Annotated in this window: 10 protein-coding genes; 3 read left to right on the top strand and 7 right to left on the bottom strand. The window is 72.2% G+C overall.

Going from position 1 to position 14,740, the window contains the following annotated elements; all coding sequences use genetic code 11:
* Positions 1-32: 32 nt before the first annotated feature.
* From ACZ4XX_RS10950 to ACZ4XX_RS10930, 5 genes are all read right to left on the bottom strand, one after another.
* Positions 33-1,319: a phospholipase D-like domain-containing protein gene (locus ACZ4XX_RS10950; protein ID WP_468507616.1), complete on the bottom strand. Its 1,287-nt coding sequence runs from the start codon at positions 1,317-1,319 to the stop codon at positions 33-35.
* A gap of 10 nt (positions 1,320-1,329) precedes the next feature.
* Positions 1,330-2,781, bottom strand: coding sequence for an MFS transporter (locus tag ACZ4XX_RS10945; protein WP_468507615.1), 1,452 nt, complete (start codon positions 2,779-2,781; stop codon positions 1,330-1,332).
* Between the two features lie 49 nt (positions 2,782-2,830).
* Complete coding sequence (locus ACZ4XX_RS10940; RefSeq protein WP_468507614.1) at positions 2,831-4,027, bottom strand: lipid-transfer protein; 1,197 nt, start codon at positions 4,025-4,027, stop codon at positions 2,831-2,833.
* Between the two features lie 12 nt (positions 4,028-4,039).
* The gene (locus ACZ4XX_RS10935; protein WP_468507680.1) at positions 4,040-6,271 is read right to left on the bottom strand and encodes an acyl-CoA dehydrogenase; all 2,232 of its coding nucleotides are present in this window, start codon (positions 6,269-6,271) and stop codon (positions 4,040-4,042) included.
* Between the two features lie 430 nt (positions 6,272-6,701).
* On the bottom strand, positions 6,702-7,709 hold the full coding sequence (locus ACZ4XX_RS10930) for a GlxA family transcriptional regulator (RefSeq protein ID WP_468507613.1): 1,008 nt from the start codon (positions 7,707-7,709) through the stop codon (positions 6,702-6,704).
* Between the two features lie 52 nt (positions 7,710-7,761).
* Between ACZ4XX_RS10930 and ACZ4XX_RS10925 the strand changes: the two genes are divergently transcribed.
* The 3 genes from ACZ4XX_RS10925 (at position 7,762) to ACZ4XX_RS10915 (ending at position 9,167) form a co-directional block, all read left to right on the top strand.
* On the top strand, positions 7,762-8,169 hold the full coding sequence (locus ACZ4XX_RS10925) for a cupin domain-containing protein (protein WP_468507612.1): 408 nt from the start codon (positions 7,762-7,764) through the stop codon (positions 8,167-8,169).
* A 103-nt stretch (positions 8,170-8,272) separates the two neighbouring features.
* Positions 8,273-8,659 (top strand): hypothetical protein, encoded by a 387-nt coding sequence (locus ACZ4XX_RS10920; protein WP_468507611.1) that lies wholly within the window; start codon positions 8,273-8,275, stop codon positions 8,657-8,659.
* A gap of 103 nt (positions 8,660-8,762) precedes the next feature.
* A complete protein-coding gene (locus ACZ4XX_RS10915; protein WP_468507610.1) occupies positions 8,763-9,167 on the top strand; it encodes a DUF4259 domain-containing protein in 405 nt (134 codons plus the stop codon).
* A 272-nt stretch (positions 9,168-9,439) separates the two neighbouring features.
* Here ACZ4XX_RS10915 and ACZ4XX_RS10910 read toward each other — a convergent pair whose 3' ends face one another.
* Both ACZ4XX_RS10910 and ACZ4XX_RS10905 read right to left on the bottom strand, forming a co-directional pair.
* Positions 9,440-9,703 carry a hypothetical protein gene (locus tag ACZ4XX_RS10910; RefSeq protein WP_468507609.1) on the bottom strand — a complete coding sequence of 88 codons (264 nt, stop codon included), beginning with the start codon at positions 9,701-9,703 and terminating at the stop codon, positions 9,440-9,442.
* Between the two features lie 120 nt (positions 9,704-9,823).
* A complete protein-coding gene (locus ACZ4XX_RS10905) occupies positions 9,824-14,374 on the bottom strand; it encodes a ricin-type beta-trefoil lectin domain protein (RefSeq protein ID WP_468507608.1) in 4,551 nt (1,516 codons plus the stop codon).
* Between the last annotated feature and the right edge of the window lie 366 nt (positions 14,375-14,740).

The raw sequence follows: 14,740 nt of genomic DNA, 5'->3' as shown, positions 1-14,740 counted from the left end.
CCGGGCGCGAGGCCGACGGTCGGCCCCGGCGCCTACAGGCCCGCGATCGCCGCCGCCCGCTGGGCCTCGAAGTTCTTCACGTAGGCGTCGAAGACCGTGGCGTCCTCGTACTTGAGCAGCGTCTCGTCGTTGTACCTGAGCGCGGTCGTCGTGTAGGTGTGGCTGCCGGTGAAGACGATCTTCTTGTTCACCCCGCCGTAGTACGTGCCCTCGACCAGCAGGTACTTGGTGTGGGAGTCGGAGCCGCCGCGCTTGTCGTTGTCGAGCTGGTGCAGGGTGATGCGGCCCTTGCCCGTCACCGGCCTGGTCAGCCAGTTGGCCACCTGTCCCATGGGCTTGTCGTCGGCCGTCCAGTTGTCGAGCGACCGGTAGACGATCTCGATGTCGCACCCGGCGTCGGCGAGTTCCCACAGCTTCCTGGCCACCTCGGTGCGGGTGATGTGGCCCTGGGCGATGCGGATCTTCGTACGGCCGTCCGCGGTGCCGAATCCCGGGGAGTTCCCGGTGCAGGAGTCCGGGGTGACGACCGGCGCCACCGTCGCGAGGATGTTGACGACCGTGTCGGTGGTGGACCGCGGGAAGAAGTAGATCTTCGCCTTGCCCGCCTGGGTGTCGTGGGCGTAGTCCGCGACCTGGGGCGTCTGCCCGGCGGCGGCCGCCGCCTGGTCGTCGAAGTACCGGGTGTACGCGTCGAACAGTTCCGTGTTGCCGACGACCGTCAGCGCGTCGTTCCACCAGTCGTCGGTGTCCTGGCTCGTGAGGTTCCCGGAGCCCTGCACGACCACGTCGTCGACGAACACGTCGCCCTTGCCCTTGGTACGGGAGAACAGGAAGAACTTGTTGTGGTTGACGTTGTCGTACGTGCCGTTCGGGTCCGCCGCCGTGGTGCCCGGGTCCAGCGCCAGGCAGGCCTCCTCCGGCTTGCAGGTCCGCACCCAGGAGTCGGGGCTGCCCGCCGGGTCCGCCAGCCGGGTCTTCAGGGTCTCGAGGCCGGTGGACCTGCTGTCCGCGTCGACGACGACCTGGACGGCGACGCCTCTCCTGTGGGCCTCGCCCAGCTTGTCGGCCAGGTACACGGAGTGGAACAGGTACAGGGAGATCCGGATGGACGACCCCGCCTCCGCGCCGTCGACGAGCCCCGCCAGGTGGGAGAGGATCCGCCCCCTGGCGGCGGCGTCGGTGCTGTTCGGGTCGTTGAACACGGCGCCGGTGGTCACGGCCAGGACCGGTTCCGCCGAGGCCGACGGGGCGACCAGCAGGGAGGCGCCGACGGCCAGCGCGGTCACGGCGGTTCTGAGCTTGTTCTTGATCGATATCACGCGGGCATTGTCACCCGCGGCGGGCCACGGACTCCGCCGGCTTCGGAAGCCACAGGAGCATCAGCAGCGCCGCCCCGATCAGCACGCCCGTCGCCACGCGGAAGGCCATCGCGTACCCCGGAACCAGGGAGGACGGGTCCGGTGCCGCCGAGGTGACGGCGGGGGTGGCCGCCGCGGCGATCGTCGAGAGGACCGCGAGGCCCAGCGCGCCGCCCATCGTGCGGGAGGTGTTGACCAGACCCGAGACGAGGCCCGCGTCGGACGGGGCGGCGCTGGAGGTGGCGAGCGCGGCGAGCGGGGTGGTGGCCAGGCCGAGGCCGGCCATCATCAGGATGCCGGGGCCCAGGATCGTCCCGAGGAACGTGCCGTCGGCGGTGAGCGTCGACTGCCAGGCGAAGCCCGCCGCCCCGACGAGGGCGCCGATGACGGCGAGGTTCCGGGCGCCGAGGGACGGCATCAGGTGCGGGGCCGCCTTGGAACCCAGCACGACGGCGAGGGAGCTGGGGACCAGGGCGAGACCGGCCTGGAGCGGGGAGTACGCGAGGACGCTCTGCGCGTAGTTCGTCATGAAGAACCACATGCCGAAGGAGCTCGAACCGCACAGCAGGATCGCCACGTTGGCCGCCGACACCGCGCGCGTACGGAAGATGCCCAGCCGCATCAGCGGCTCCGCCGTGCGGGCCTCCACCGCCACGAACAAGCCGAGGAGCGCCAGACCGCCGAGGAGCGTGAGCAGGGTCGCCGGGGCCGTCCAGCCCGCCTCCTCGGTCTGGACGATGCCGTACGCGAGGGTGGCGAGCCCCGCGGTGACGAGGACCGCGCCGGGCAGGTCGAGGCGGCGGCCCGCGCCGGTGCGGGACTCGCGGAGCCAGACCAGCGCGCCCGCGAGGACGACGACGCCGACGGGGACGTTGATGAGCAGGACCCAGCGCCAGGACAGCAGGTCGACGAGGACGCCGCCGACGAAGCCGCCCGCCGCGCCGCCGGCCGCGCCGACCGCCGTCCACGTGCCGATGGCCCGGGTGCGGGCGGCTCCGGCGGGGACGGCGGCGGTGATCAGGGTCAGGGTGGCGGGCGAGAGGACGGCGGCGCCGAGGCCCTGCACCGCGCGGGCGGCGACGAGCTGCCAGCCCTCCTGGGCGAGGCCGCCCGCGACCGAGGCGGCCGTGAAGAGACCGAGTCCGAGCAGGAACATCGCCTTCCGCCCGTAGAGGTCGGAGGCGCGTCCGCCGAGCAGCATGAAGCCGGCGAAGGCGATGGCGTAGGCGTTGAGGACCCATTGCAGACCGAGCGCCGAGAGTCCGAGGTCGGTGCGCATCGACGGGAGCGCCACGTTGACGACGGAGACGTCGAGGACGACGAGGAACTGGCCCGCGCAGGCGGTCAGGACGACCGCCCAGGCGCGGGGCGTGGGGAGGGAGGGGGTGGCGGGGGTCGTCCGTGCGGAGTCGGTCTGCGGCATGAGTGTGATGGTCGCAGACCGCATCCGCCCCGTACATGGGGATAAGGTCCTACGACCTGCGCAGCAGCGTCACCACCGCAGCGCCGCCCAGGCCGATGTTGTGCGCGAGCCCGACCCGGGCGCCCGTCACCTGCCGGGCTCCCGCCTCGCCCCGGAGCTGCCAGACGAGTTCGGCGGCCTGCGCCAGGCCCGTCGCGCCGAGCGGATGGCCCTTGGAGATGAGGCCGCCCGAGGGGTTCACGACCCAGCGGCCGCCGTACGTCGTCGCGCCGGACTCGACGAGCTTGCCGGAGGCGCCCTCCTCGCACATGCCGAGCGCCTCGTACGTGAGGAGTTCGTTGATGGAGAAGCAGTCGTGCAGCTCGATCACGTCGACGTCCTCGATGCCGAGCCCGGAGCGCTCGAACGCCTGCCGGGCGGCTGCCCGGGACATCGGGCGGCCGACGGCGTCGATGCAGGAGCCCGAGGCGAAGGACTCCTCGGTGTCGGTGGTCATCGCCTGTCCGGCGATCTCCACCGCCCGGTCCCGCAGCCCGTGCTCGTCGACGAAGCGCTCGGAGACGACGAGGGCGGCCGCCGCGCCGTCCGAGGTGGGCGAGCACTGGAGCTTGGTGAGCGGCCGGTGGACGGTCTTCGCGGCGAGGATCTCGTCGACCGTGTAGACGTCCTGGAACTGGGCGTTGGGGTTGTTCACCGAGTGCTGGTGGTTCTTGGCGCCGACGGCCGCGAGCTGCGCCTCGGTCGTCCCGTACCGCTCCATGTGCTCGCGGGCGGCGTTGCCGAAGATCTGCGCGGTGGGCGGACTCGCCTCGAAGCCGTGGCCGGCGGCCATGATCCCGTAGTGCCGGGCGACGGGCGACGTCGTGAAGTCGCCCGCACCGGACCCGCCGCCGAGCGCGCCCCGGCTCATCTTCTCGAAGCCGAGGGCGAGGACGCAGTCGGCGATGCCGCCCTCGACGAACTGGCGGGCGGTCATGAGGGCGGTGGAGCCGGTGGCGCAGTTGTTGTTGAGGTTGTAGACGGGGATGCCGGAGAGCCCGAGTGCGTACACGGCGCGCTGTCCGGCGGTGGAGGCCTGGAAGCAGTAGCCGACGGCGGCCTGCTCCACGCGCGCGTAGGGGACGCCGGCGTCGGCGAGGGCGGCGGTTCCGGCCTCCTCGGCCATGTCCCAGTACTGCCAGTCCCGGGTCTCGGGCTTCTCGAACCTGGTCATCCCGACCCCGACGACGTACGCCTTGGTGGTCATCTCGTTTCCCCCTCAGTCTCGCGGCAGGCCGAGCAGCCGCTCGGCGACGACATTGAGCTGTACCTGGGTGGTGCCGCCCGCGATGGTGAGGCAGCGGGACATGAGCAGGCCGTGGACGGCCCGTTCGCCGGGGCCCTCGCGCACGGCGCCTTCGGGGCCGAGGAGTTCGAGGGTGAGTTCGGCGAGTCTCTGCTGGTGGAGGGTCTGGACGAGCTTGCGGACGCTGGCGCCCGCGCCGGGTTCGAGTCCGGACACCTGGAGCAGGGTGGTGCGCAGGCCGATGCACGCGAGCGCGTGCGCCTCGGCGAGCAGGGCGCCGATCCGCACCCGCACGGAGCTGTCGACCCGGTCCGCCTGTGCGATGACGGCTTCGAGGCCGGTGTCGAAGGCGACCTGGTCGGCCATGTGGACGCGTTCGTTGCCGAGGGTGTTGCGGGCGACCCGCCAGCCGTCGTCGACCTCGCCGACGACGGCGTCGGCGGGGAGGATCGCGTCGTCGAACCAGACCTCGTTGAAGAGGGACTCCCCGGTGATCTCCTTGAGCGGCCGGATGTCGATCCCGGGGGTGTTCCGCATGTCGACGAGGAAGTAGGTGAGGCCCTTGTGCTTGGGTGCGGCCGGGTCGGTCCGGGCGAGCAGGATGCCGTGGTGGGCCCACTGGGCGGCGCTCGTCCACACCTTCTGGCCGTTGATCCGCCAGCGGCCGTCCTCGGTGCGCTCGGCGCGGGTGCGGAGCGAGGCGAGGTCGGAGCCCGCGCCGGGCTCGGAGAAGAGCTGGCACCAGAGGCGCTCGCCGCGCAGGGTCGGGCCGAGGTGCTCGTCCTGCTGGGCGGGGGTGCCGTGGGCGAGGAGGGACGGCACGACCCAGGTGGCGATGCCGAGTCCGGCGACGGTGATCCCGGCCTCGTCCAGTTCGCGCTGGACGGCGAGCTGCTGGAGGGGGCCGGCGCCGAGTCCGTACGGCTCCGGGAGGTGCGGGGCGGCGTAGCCGGTGGGGGCGAGGGCGCGGCGGGCAGCGGCGGGGGCGAGTCCTGCGGCGGGGGCGACGGCCGCGCGGGCGGCCGCGCGGTACGGGTCGGCCTCGGGCGGCAGGTCGAGCCGGAGGCCGCGCCGGACGCCGGTGGCGGCGTGCCGGAGGGCGGCGAGCCGGTGCCGGTCGCCGGTGCCGAGGAGCTGGCGGGCGACGACGGCGCGGCGGAGCAGCAGGTGGGCGTCGTGCTCCCAGGTGAACCCGGTGCCGCCGAGGATCTGGATGCAGTCCTTGGCGCAGCCGAACGCGGTGTCGAGGGCGGTGGCGGCGGCGAGCGCGGCAGCGAGGGAGCGGGCTTCGTCGTCCCCCGCCCTGGCGGCGTCCCAGGTGAGGGCGCGGGCCTGTTCGAGCCGTACGAGCATGTCGGCGCAGAGGTGCTTCACGCCCTGGAACTGTCCGATGGGGCGGCCGAACTGTTCGCGGGTGCGGGCGTGTTCGGCGGCGGTCTCGACGGCGCGGGCGGCGGTGCCGCAGGCGTCGGCGGCGAGGAGGAGGGCGGCGAGGTCGTGGACGAGGGCGGTGAGGGCGTCGGAACCGGAGTCGGCGCCGGTCGTGGGGGTGGTGGCGGGGCCGGGGGCGAGGGTGAGTTCGCGGGCGGCGGGGACGTGCGCGGCGCGGGCGGTGATCTCGGCGGTGGGGCGGGTCGGGTCGGCGCTCTCGTGGGGCCGGACGCCGAGCGCGTCGGTGTCGACGGCGAGCCAGACACCGCCGTCGGCGGTGGCGGCCCGCAGGAGCACCAGGTCGGCCTGGGCGCCGCCGAGGACGGGGGGCGCGGCGCCGTCGAGGAGGTATCCGCTCGCGGTCCGGACGGCGGTGAGACCGCCGGCCCCGGAGCCGGGCCCGCCGCCGAGGGTGACGGCGCCGATGCGCTCCCCGCGGGCGAGGGTGCCGGCCAGTCCTCCCTGCCCGGTCCTGCGCAGTAGCTCGGCGGCGAGGACGGAGGGCAGATAGGGCCCTGGCAGGAGCGCCCTCGCGGCCTCCTCCACGACCACGACGAGGTCTCCGAGGTCGCCTCCCCCTCCCCCGTACTCCTCGGGGAGATGGAGGCCGAGGAGCCCCTGCTCGGCGGCGGCGTCCCAGTAGGCGGGCCGTCCGGTGGCGGTGCCGGGGACGTCCAGGTGCTTGCGGACCTCCTCGGGCGGTACGGCGCGGTGGAGCCAGCCCCGGACGGATCGGGCGAGCTCCCGCTGTTCGTGCGTGATGGCGATGCCCATGCGCGGCAGACTAGAACACGTTCCATTCTGACGGAAGGTCAGATACGGGAATCTCGGGACTCCGCCGCGGAGGTACCGGAGGTCGCGGAGGTCCTCCGACGCCTCCTCCTCGACGCCCGCGACACCGGAGTGGTCCAGGAGACGGCGACGGCTCTCCTCGGGCGGAGGGACGTGTGGGGGCTGCGCGCCGTGCTGGCGGCCCTGGCGCACGCCGAGGACTACTCGGTCGCCGACCAGCTCTCCGCCGAAGTCGACCGCGATCCTCGCTGGTTGTCCGGCGAAGCCGGCGAGGAGGAGTTCTTCCAGCAGCTTCGGACGCTGGCCACGGACGCGCATGAGGGCGCCGACCAGGAGGCCCGGCGGTTGCCGGCCAGACTGCCCGCCTCCGGGGGACAGCTCCGGGCCGCGCGCTCCGCCGACCGGAGCGCCGTCAGGTGGCGGCGGGTGGCCGGCCGGGCCGCGGGCCGAAGCGGTGGCGGTACTCCGACGGGCTCAGGCCCGTTTCGCGGCGCATCAGGGTGCGCAGGTGCGACGCCGTGCCCAGGCCGCTGTTCCGGGCGACCGCTTCGAGGCGCACCTCGCCCCGTTCGATCAGTCGGCAGGCCAGTGCGAGGCGCTCCCCCGTCAGCCAGGCCAGCGGCGTCGTGCCAAGCTCCGCGCGGAAGCGGCGGTGCAGCGTCGCCGGGCTGACGGCGGCGCGCGCCGCCAGGTCCGGCACCGTCAGCGGTGCGTCCAGGTGCTCCTGCGCCCAGGCCAGCACCGGAGCGAGCGACTCTTCGGGGATCTCGGGCACCGGCCGCTCGATGAACTGCCGCTGTCCGCCGTCCCGGTGCGCCGCGAAGACCAGCCGCCTGCTGACGGCGTTGGCGATCTCCGCGCCGTGGTCACGGCGGACGATGTACAGCCCGAGGTCGAGCGCCGCCGCACTGCCCGCCGCCGTCAGGATGTCCCCGTCGTCGACGAACAGCACGTCCTCCTCCAGGGTCACCGCGGGGAACCGCTCCCGGAAGGAGTCCGCCCACTGCCAGTGCGCGGTGGCCCGCCGCCCGTCGAGCACCCCGGCCTCGGCGAGCGTGAACGCACCGCTGCAGAAGCCGACGAGCCGCGCCCCGCGCGCGTGCGCCCGCCGCACGGCGTCGAGCACCGCCGGGCGGCGCGTGACGTCGACATCGGGACGGTTCGGGACGATCACCGTGTCCGCCGTCTCGGCCGCCTCCAGACCGGCCACGCCGGTGAGGGTGAAGAAGCCGTCCCTCATGAGGGTGTTCGGCTCGGGCGAGCAGAGGCGGAAGTCGTACAGCTCGCGCCCGATCTCGGGCCGGCGCAGGCCGAAGACCTCACTGGCGCAGCCGAGCTCGAAGGGGTTCGAGTGCGCGTCCACGATCACGACGACCCGGTGGAGCCCACCATGCGCGGACTGAGAGGAATGATGCGGCATACGCGATTCCTAGCACTCACGCCGCCGTCGCTCCAGCCGCGAGGATCACCGCATGGACCTTACGAAGCCCGGGGAACCCATCGCCCTCGAAGCCGCCCTGGCCTCCTTCGACGCCCTCTGGAGCCCCCGCGTCGTCACACGGGTCGACGACTACGACGTCCGCGTCGCCAAGGTCGCGGGCGAGCACGTCTGGCACGCCCACGAGGGCTGCGACGAGTTCTTCCTCGTCCTCGACGGCGAGCTGTACATCTCCCTGCGCGAGCCGGCGGGAGAACGCACGGTCCGACTCCCCCGCGGCTCCGTCTTCACCGTCCCCCGAGGAACCGAGCACCGGCCGTACGCCCCCGACGGCGCCGCCATCCTCATGGTCGAGCCCACCGGCACGCTCACCGTCGGCGACCGCCACGACCCGCTCCCCGGTCACGTCGACGCGACGACCGGCCACCCGCTCGACGCCTGACGACGCCGGGACCTGGCGGAGGCCCCGGGCGGAGAACCCGGGCCGAGGCCCCGGGCCGAGACCGGTTGATTGGCCCCGGGCCGAGGTCCGGCAGCATGAGCTCATGAACATCACGAACGTCCCGGACGACGACCCGATCCGGCTCCTGATCGGCCTTGAGGTCAGCGCCGTGTCCTTCGTGCGCGACTACGTCGAGCTGCACTTCGACGGCCCGGTGCTGCGGGCCCTGGCCGACCCCGTCGGGGTGTACGACGGCAGTGAGTGGCGCTTCCCCGAGCCGGGGTCGCTCGATCGCATGCGCCGCTACATCGGCGAGACCGTCGACGGCTGCGAACTGGATCCCGACCGGATCATCGTCCTGCACTTCGGGCAGCACCGCTTCGTCGTCCCGCTGGACGACGGTTCGAGCGGGGGCGCCGAGGCGGCCCACCTGGTCGGCACCGACGAGTCCGGCCGCACGTCGGTCCTCGGCGGCTTCTGGAGCTGGTAGCGGGGGTCCACGCTCAGGGCCCTTACACCGGACCGGCGTTGTCAGTGGTGCCTGCCAGTCTGTGGGTACAGCGGAACGACCGAGCACGGAGAGCGAGTACGCCATGGGCACCTGGGACATCGGCCCCTTCGACAACGACACCGCCGCCGACTTCTCGTACCGGGTGGACGAGGCCCCGGTGGAGAAGAAGGCGGAGGTGCTGCGCACGGCGTTCCGCGAGGTGATCGAGACCGGCGACGCGTACCTGGACGCGGACCTGGCGGACGAGGCGATCGCGTCGGCGGCCCTGCTCGCTGCCCAGTGCCCCGGCGGCGACCCCGTCACCACCTCGTACGCCCCGAAGGACCCCCTGCCGCCCCTCCCGGCCGACCTGCGCCCGCAGGCCGTGACGGCCCTGGACCGGATCCTCACCGAGCCCTCCGAACTCCTCGAACTCTGGGAGGAGTCGGACGGCGAGGAGTGGAAGACCGGCGTCCGTAAGCTGCGGGCGGTGCTCGCGGGGGCGTGACCCTCGGGTCGGGCGCACGAAGAAGCCCCGCCGGGGCCGACCGGCGGGGCTTCCGTTGCGTCAGGCCCTCGTTCCCGACGCGCAGTGCATCAGGGTCGGAGACCCTTCACCTACACCGCGCTTCCGTGCGCGTGCGGATCCGGTTTCTCGACCTGGAATCCGGCCGAGGCGAGGATTCCCAGCAGGGCGCCCTGCATGATCCTCCGCGATGACTTCGGGTGGGGCTTGGGGAGGGAGGTCGAACATCGGATGTCCCACGGGCTTCGGGCTCGTCAGTCCGTGAGCCACGGCGCGAGGAGCTCGGAGAACTCCTCGTCCGAAATCCGGGCCTCTCCCCAGCCGAATCCCTCCCACGCCTGCGCCCGCTGAAGAACGTGAAGCGGAACGTCAAACGCCGAACGGAATACGGCGATGAAGGAGATGACGCCGAACGCCGAACCCAACTCGTCCCTGCAAAGCAGGGCCAACTCCGTCGCGCCCTTTCCTTCCGCGCGGGCTGACCTCAGTTCACCCGCGACGATTTCCAGATCACTCATTCCCACCCCTGGCTTTCGGCTCCACCTTGACGACGACCGACCATGCGAGGATGGGCCCCACTTCGCGTGAGACCCACCCTCACCTTGGCTTACCGTATCGCGAATCTCGCGGGCGAGACCCTACGAGAAGATCACACCGACCTCGGTGTACTCGCCCCACATTCCTCGAAGTTCAACGATCTCCGCCTTCGTGAACCCGGCCTTCGAAGACATGTGACCCGTGAACGTACCCCGAAGCGCTGCCTCCTCAAGAGAGCCGTATTCGCCGCTTCGCACGGCCTTGTTGAAGTCATTCAGGTTGTCGCTGAGATCCCCGCCGTTCTGCCAGTACGCCTTCACTCCCTTGACCTTGTCACCGAAGTGCGCAAGAGCGGCATTGAACATCTCTCCGCCACTCGGCGTACCCGGCCCCTTCTTGACGGCCATGGAGACGATCCCGGCATCGTTGATGCTCGCGACGATTCCGAGACCGCTCGGCGCCACGGCGACGTAGTCCGGGCACTTGGCGTTGGCTGCCGCGCTGATCCGCCGCGCACCGCCCCCGGTCGGCAGCGCGCTCGCCTTGGACGGGGCCAGTGACGTCAGGCACGTGGCCCTCAGCCGCAGGAACTGCGTCTTGGTGATTCCGGCGATGGCCTCCTCGGACAGGCCGAGGGTCCGCAGGGCCCGGTAGGCGTCGGCGAAGGCGATGCCCGTCCTCGCGGCGGCGTCCACCGCCATGACGGCTTCCGCGATGGGCCGCAGGGCCTTGCCGGCGAACAGGGTCGCGACGTCCACGGCAGCCCAGGCGCAGCCGCCCCAGCTCCCGCTCTCACCGCCGGGCGCGATCTTCTGGGCGCACCTGATCCAGCTGCCGAAGAGGATGTCGATCGGGTCGACGTTCGACTGGTACTCGGCGATCGTGATGGTGTGGGTGAGCTCCTGGGACAGTTCCTTGGTCGGGTGCTCGCCCAGGTACACGGTCGCGTCGGAGGGACACGTGGCCTTCGTGGGGTTCAGGTAGGGCGAGTTGCACAGGTACAGGTCGACGTACGCCTTGTACCTGATCTTCGCGGTGATAGTGCAGTTGCCCGTGTAGAAGAGCTTGTCGATCCAGCCGTCGCAGCCCTCCGTCTTCCTGATGGTCTGCGGCTCGCCGATGTTCTCGATGCGGTCGATGACGTAGAACATGTTGCCGATCGAGCCACCGGTCTCGTCGACGACGGTTCCGGTCTCGATCTGCTTCGCCTTCGCGGCCTTCTCCGCCCGGTCGGCCGCTTCCTGGGCCTCCTTGGCGTACGCGGCGGCGTCCTTGGCCGCCTGTTCCGCCTCGGTGGCGGCGGTGGCGGCGCGGTCGGCGGCGGCGCGGGCGTCCTTGGCGGACTGCTCGGCCGCGGCCGCGGCCTCGCGGGCCGCCTGGGCGTCGGCCGCGGCCTGGTCGGCCGATTCCCGGGCCTGCCGGGCGTAGCCTTCGGCGCGCCCTGCGGCCTGGTCGGCGGCCGCGGCATCCTCGGCTGCCTTGCGGTCATACTCGACGGTGCGGGCCAGTGACTGCGTGGCCTTCGCGGCCACCGCCGCCGCGTCCGCGGCGTAGCCGAGGGCTTCCTTCGAGTAGCCGCGGGCGGTCGCCGCGTGTCCGGCGGCGTTCGCCGCGTACTGGTAGGCGATCTTCGCGTCGCCTGCCGCCTGGTCGGCGATGCTCTTGGCGGCGACTGCCTCCGCCTGCGCGTTCTTGGCGTGGGCGTCGGCGACGGCCTTCTGCTGGTCGGCGATCGTCTTGGAGGCCTGCCCGGTCAGCACGACGAGGCCGGCGGCCGAGTCGGTGGCGGCGTAGGGCGAGCCGAGCTGGATCGCGTCGTTGGCGGGCTTGGCGACCTGGACGGCGGCCTTGCCGGCGTCCACGGCGGCCTGCGCGGTGACGTGGGCGAAGCCCGCGGCCTTCGCGGCGGCGGCGAGGGCCTTGGCGGCCTCCTTGCTCGCCGCGTCCGCCTCGGACTTGGCGGTCCTGGCCAGCTTCGCCGCCTCGTCCGCGAGCCTGACGGCGGTGGCGGCCTCCGCGGCGGCGTGCTCGGAGGCGTCAATGGCGTCGGCGGCGGCGCTGGTCGCGGTCTTCACCGCGGCGTCGGCCCGCAGCTTGGCCGCCTGGGCGGCGTCCGCGTTCGCGCGGGACCGCTTGGCGGCCGCCTCGGCGCGGGTGGCTGCCGCGTCCGCCGCGGCCGCCGCCTCGGTCGCGGCGTTCGCCGCGGTACGGGCCCTGCCCGCCGCGGCCTCGGCGTTGTTCGCATGGGTGTTGGCCGCGTCCGCGGCGACACGGGCCGCGTCGGCCGCGGTTCCGGCGTCCAGGGAGCGTGCGTAGGCGTCCTTGGCGTCGGCCTTGGCGCGGGCCGCGTCGGCCTTCTGCTCGGCGTCCCAGGCGTCGTCCCGCTTGGCCTTGGCGTCGTCCCGTGCCTTGACCGCGTCGTTCTTCCGGGCAACGGCTGTCGCCTCGGCGGCCTCGGCCTGCTCCTTGGCCGCCTGGGCGTTCCCCGCCTCGGTCCGTGCGGTCTCCTTGTGCCGGGCGGCTTCGTTCTGCTTGGCGGCGGCGGTGTCCTTCTCCGCCTTCGCCGTGGCCTCCTCGGCTTGCGCCGCGAGCCGCTTGGCGTGCGCGTCGGCGGCGGCCGCCTTGGCGTCGCCCTCGGCCTTCAGCGCGACGGCGAGCTTGGCCTCGGCGGTCTCCTTGTCCTTCTTGGCGTTGTCGCGGTGCAGCTTGGCCCCGTCGGCCGCCGCCTTCGCCTGCAGTTCGGCGATGTGGGCGGCTTCCTTGCGGAATTCGGCGTTTACCTGGGCGGTCTGGGCGAGGGCGCGCTGTGTGATGGTCGCGCTGTCGCCCGCGGCGGCGCGGGTGGCGGCCTCGGCGGTCTCGCCGGCCTTCACCATCGCCGTGAGCGCGGCGACGGCTCCCTTGGTGACCTGGGCCTTCTGCTGGCCGACCAGGAGTCCACGGCCGCGCGGTGCACCGGCGGCGTCCGCGACGCCGTACGCGGCCTGCAGGGCCGTGTCGGACGAGGCGGCCGCCTTCTTCGTGAGCTCCAGCTGGGCCTTGACCGTGGCCAGGTGTGTCTTCGCGGCCGCCTGGGCGTCGGTGAGGCCCTTCTTCGCCGCGTCGAACTGGGTCTTGACCGGGTACGGGGTGCTGCCCGCGCCCTTCTTGCCGTTGGGCTTGATCAGGTACTTCTGCGCCGCGGTGTCCTTGCAGTCGAACAGCCGGGCGTCCGTGCTCTTGGTGAACGAGCTGAGGTCCAGGCACTTGCCCGTGGTCACGCTCTTCAGGGTCGAGGGGGCGCGGACATCGGCCTTCCACGACTGGCCCTTGGTGCTGTAGCAGTCCGTGATCTGGATCTTCGTACCGTTGGCCGACGCGTTCCCGGCCACGTCCAGACACTTGAACGAACCGGTGTTGCGGAGGTGGAGGTCCTCCTCGCCGCCCTCCAGCGACCACTCCTGCGAAGCCGCGCCGTTGCAGGTGTAGATCTGGACGGGCGTGCCGTTGGTCTTGCCGCCGCCCTGGACGTCCAGGCACATGCCCGCCGCGCCCGGCACCTGGATCACGGTGTAGCCGTTGCCGATCCAGCCGACACCGCCCGGCGCCCAGTGGTCCTGCCACCGGGTGTAGTAGTCGGCGAGCCACGACTGGCCGAGGAGCATGCTGAGGGCGTACGTGCCGTCCTGCAGCGCCTTCCCCGCGTCCTTGCCCGCGGTGAGGATCTGCTGCCGCTGCGCGGTCTGGCCGGCGATCTCCCGCTGCCACTCGGACGCGGCCTGCGCCACCTGCTTGCCGAGGACCTTGTTCGGGTCGATCGGGTCGTGCCAACCGCACGCCCCGAAGCGGGCCTTCAGGTCCTCGACCGCGATCCGGAACTCTGCGCTGTCCGGTTCCGGAGCCGTACGGGGGAAGCCACCGGCGGCGAGGAAGATCCGGGCGTCATCGGCGAACACCCGGGGCACGAAGAGCTGGTTCTCCTCGACCTTCCCGGAGTTCTTCTTCCACAGCGCCCACGCCTCCCGCTCCTTCGGCGTCCCGCCACTCGTGTAGAGCGGGTCACCGACCGCGAGCGCGGCGGCCTTCGTCTTGTCGTCGGCGGTCGGGGAGGACTCGTAGAAGGGGTTGAACAGGTTGAGCGGGTCCGAGTAGCCCTGGTAGAGCCACGGGAGCAGCCCGGTCCTGTCGAAGATCTTGTCCGCGTCCTCGGGCGCGTTGGGGTACGAGTCCAGGCTCGCGGCGCTGTTCCAGGCGTGCCCCTGGTTGCGGACCTTCTCCAGCCACTGGTCCGTGAGCGCCCGGTCGGCGTTCCAGGCGGCGTGCAGCGGGGTCTTGTCGTTGTACATGTCCCGGACGAGCTTCGTGTGAAGCTGATCGGGCGGCAGCGTGAGCGCGTTCTGCGCGAGGGCGTGCAGATTGGGCCCGCCCATGCGCAGGGCCTCGGTGCCCATGCACTGGTCCTCGCGCAGCTGCTGGGCCGCTTTGCTGTCGTAGCCGTCGTACGAGTCGGCCACGGCGGCCACGGTCTGGGCGTCCGGCACGGCCAGGTCGGGCCGGACGGCCACCCCGCCGAGGACGGCCAGCGCGGCGACGGAGGTGACGGCCGTGGTGAGCGTGGTGGACAAGCGTGATCGAGAGGTGAACAACCCCGGTTTGAACCGCAAGGAGGACATCCTTCACAGCGAACGAGGGCGGGCAGGGGGTAGCCCGGGGCGACGTTCACGGTGAGCGGGCACCGCGACATGGCGATGCCCGTACTTCCCCCCAGTGGCGGTGGTGTCCCCCCGACCGCCATGACGTGCGCGCATCACACGGGATGGTCGGTCCCGATGCGCGCCGCGTCACTCAACCCCGAGTGAACGACGCTTGGCAAGGGTCGACCGCGCCGTCCGGATCGCGGAGCGGAAATCCGCTTGCCGGTGAACTCATGTCCTGGCGCACGCAATCGTCAAGGTCACACGCGGTGCCGCCTGTGAGAAGGCTGTGAAGAAAGGGTGCGGCCAGCGATCATTACCAGCCACACTTTGGCCGGAAGGCAA

It is taken from the genome of Streptomyces sp. NPDC029956 (assembly GCF_055574655.1).
Note: the sequence above shows the minus strand (reverse complement) of the source record. Positions and strands in the feature narration are given on the sequence as shown.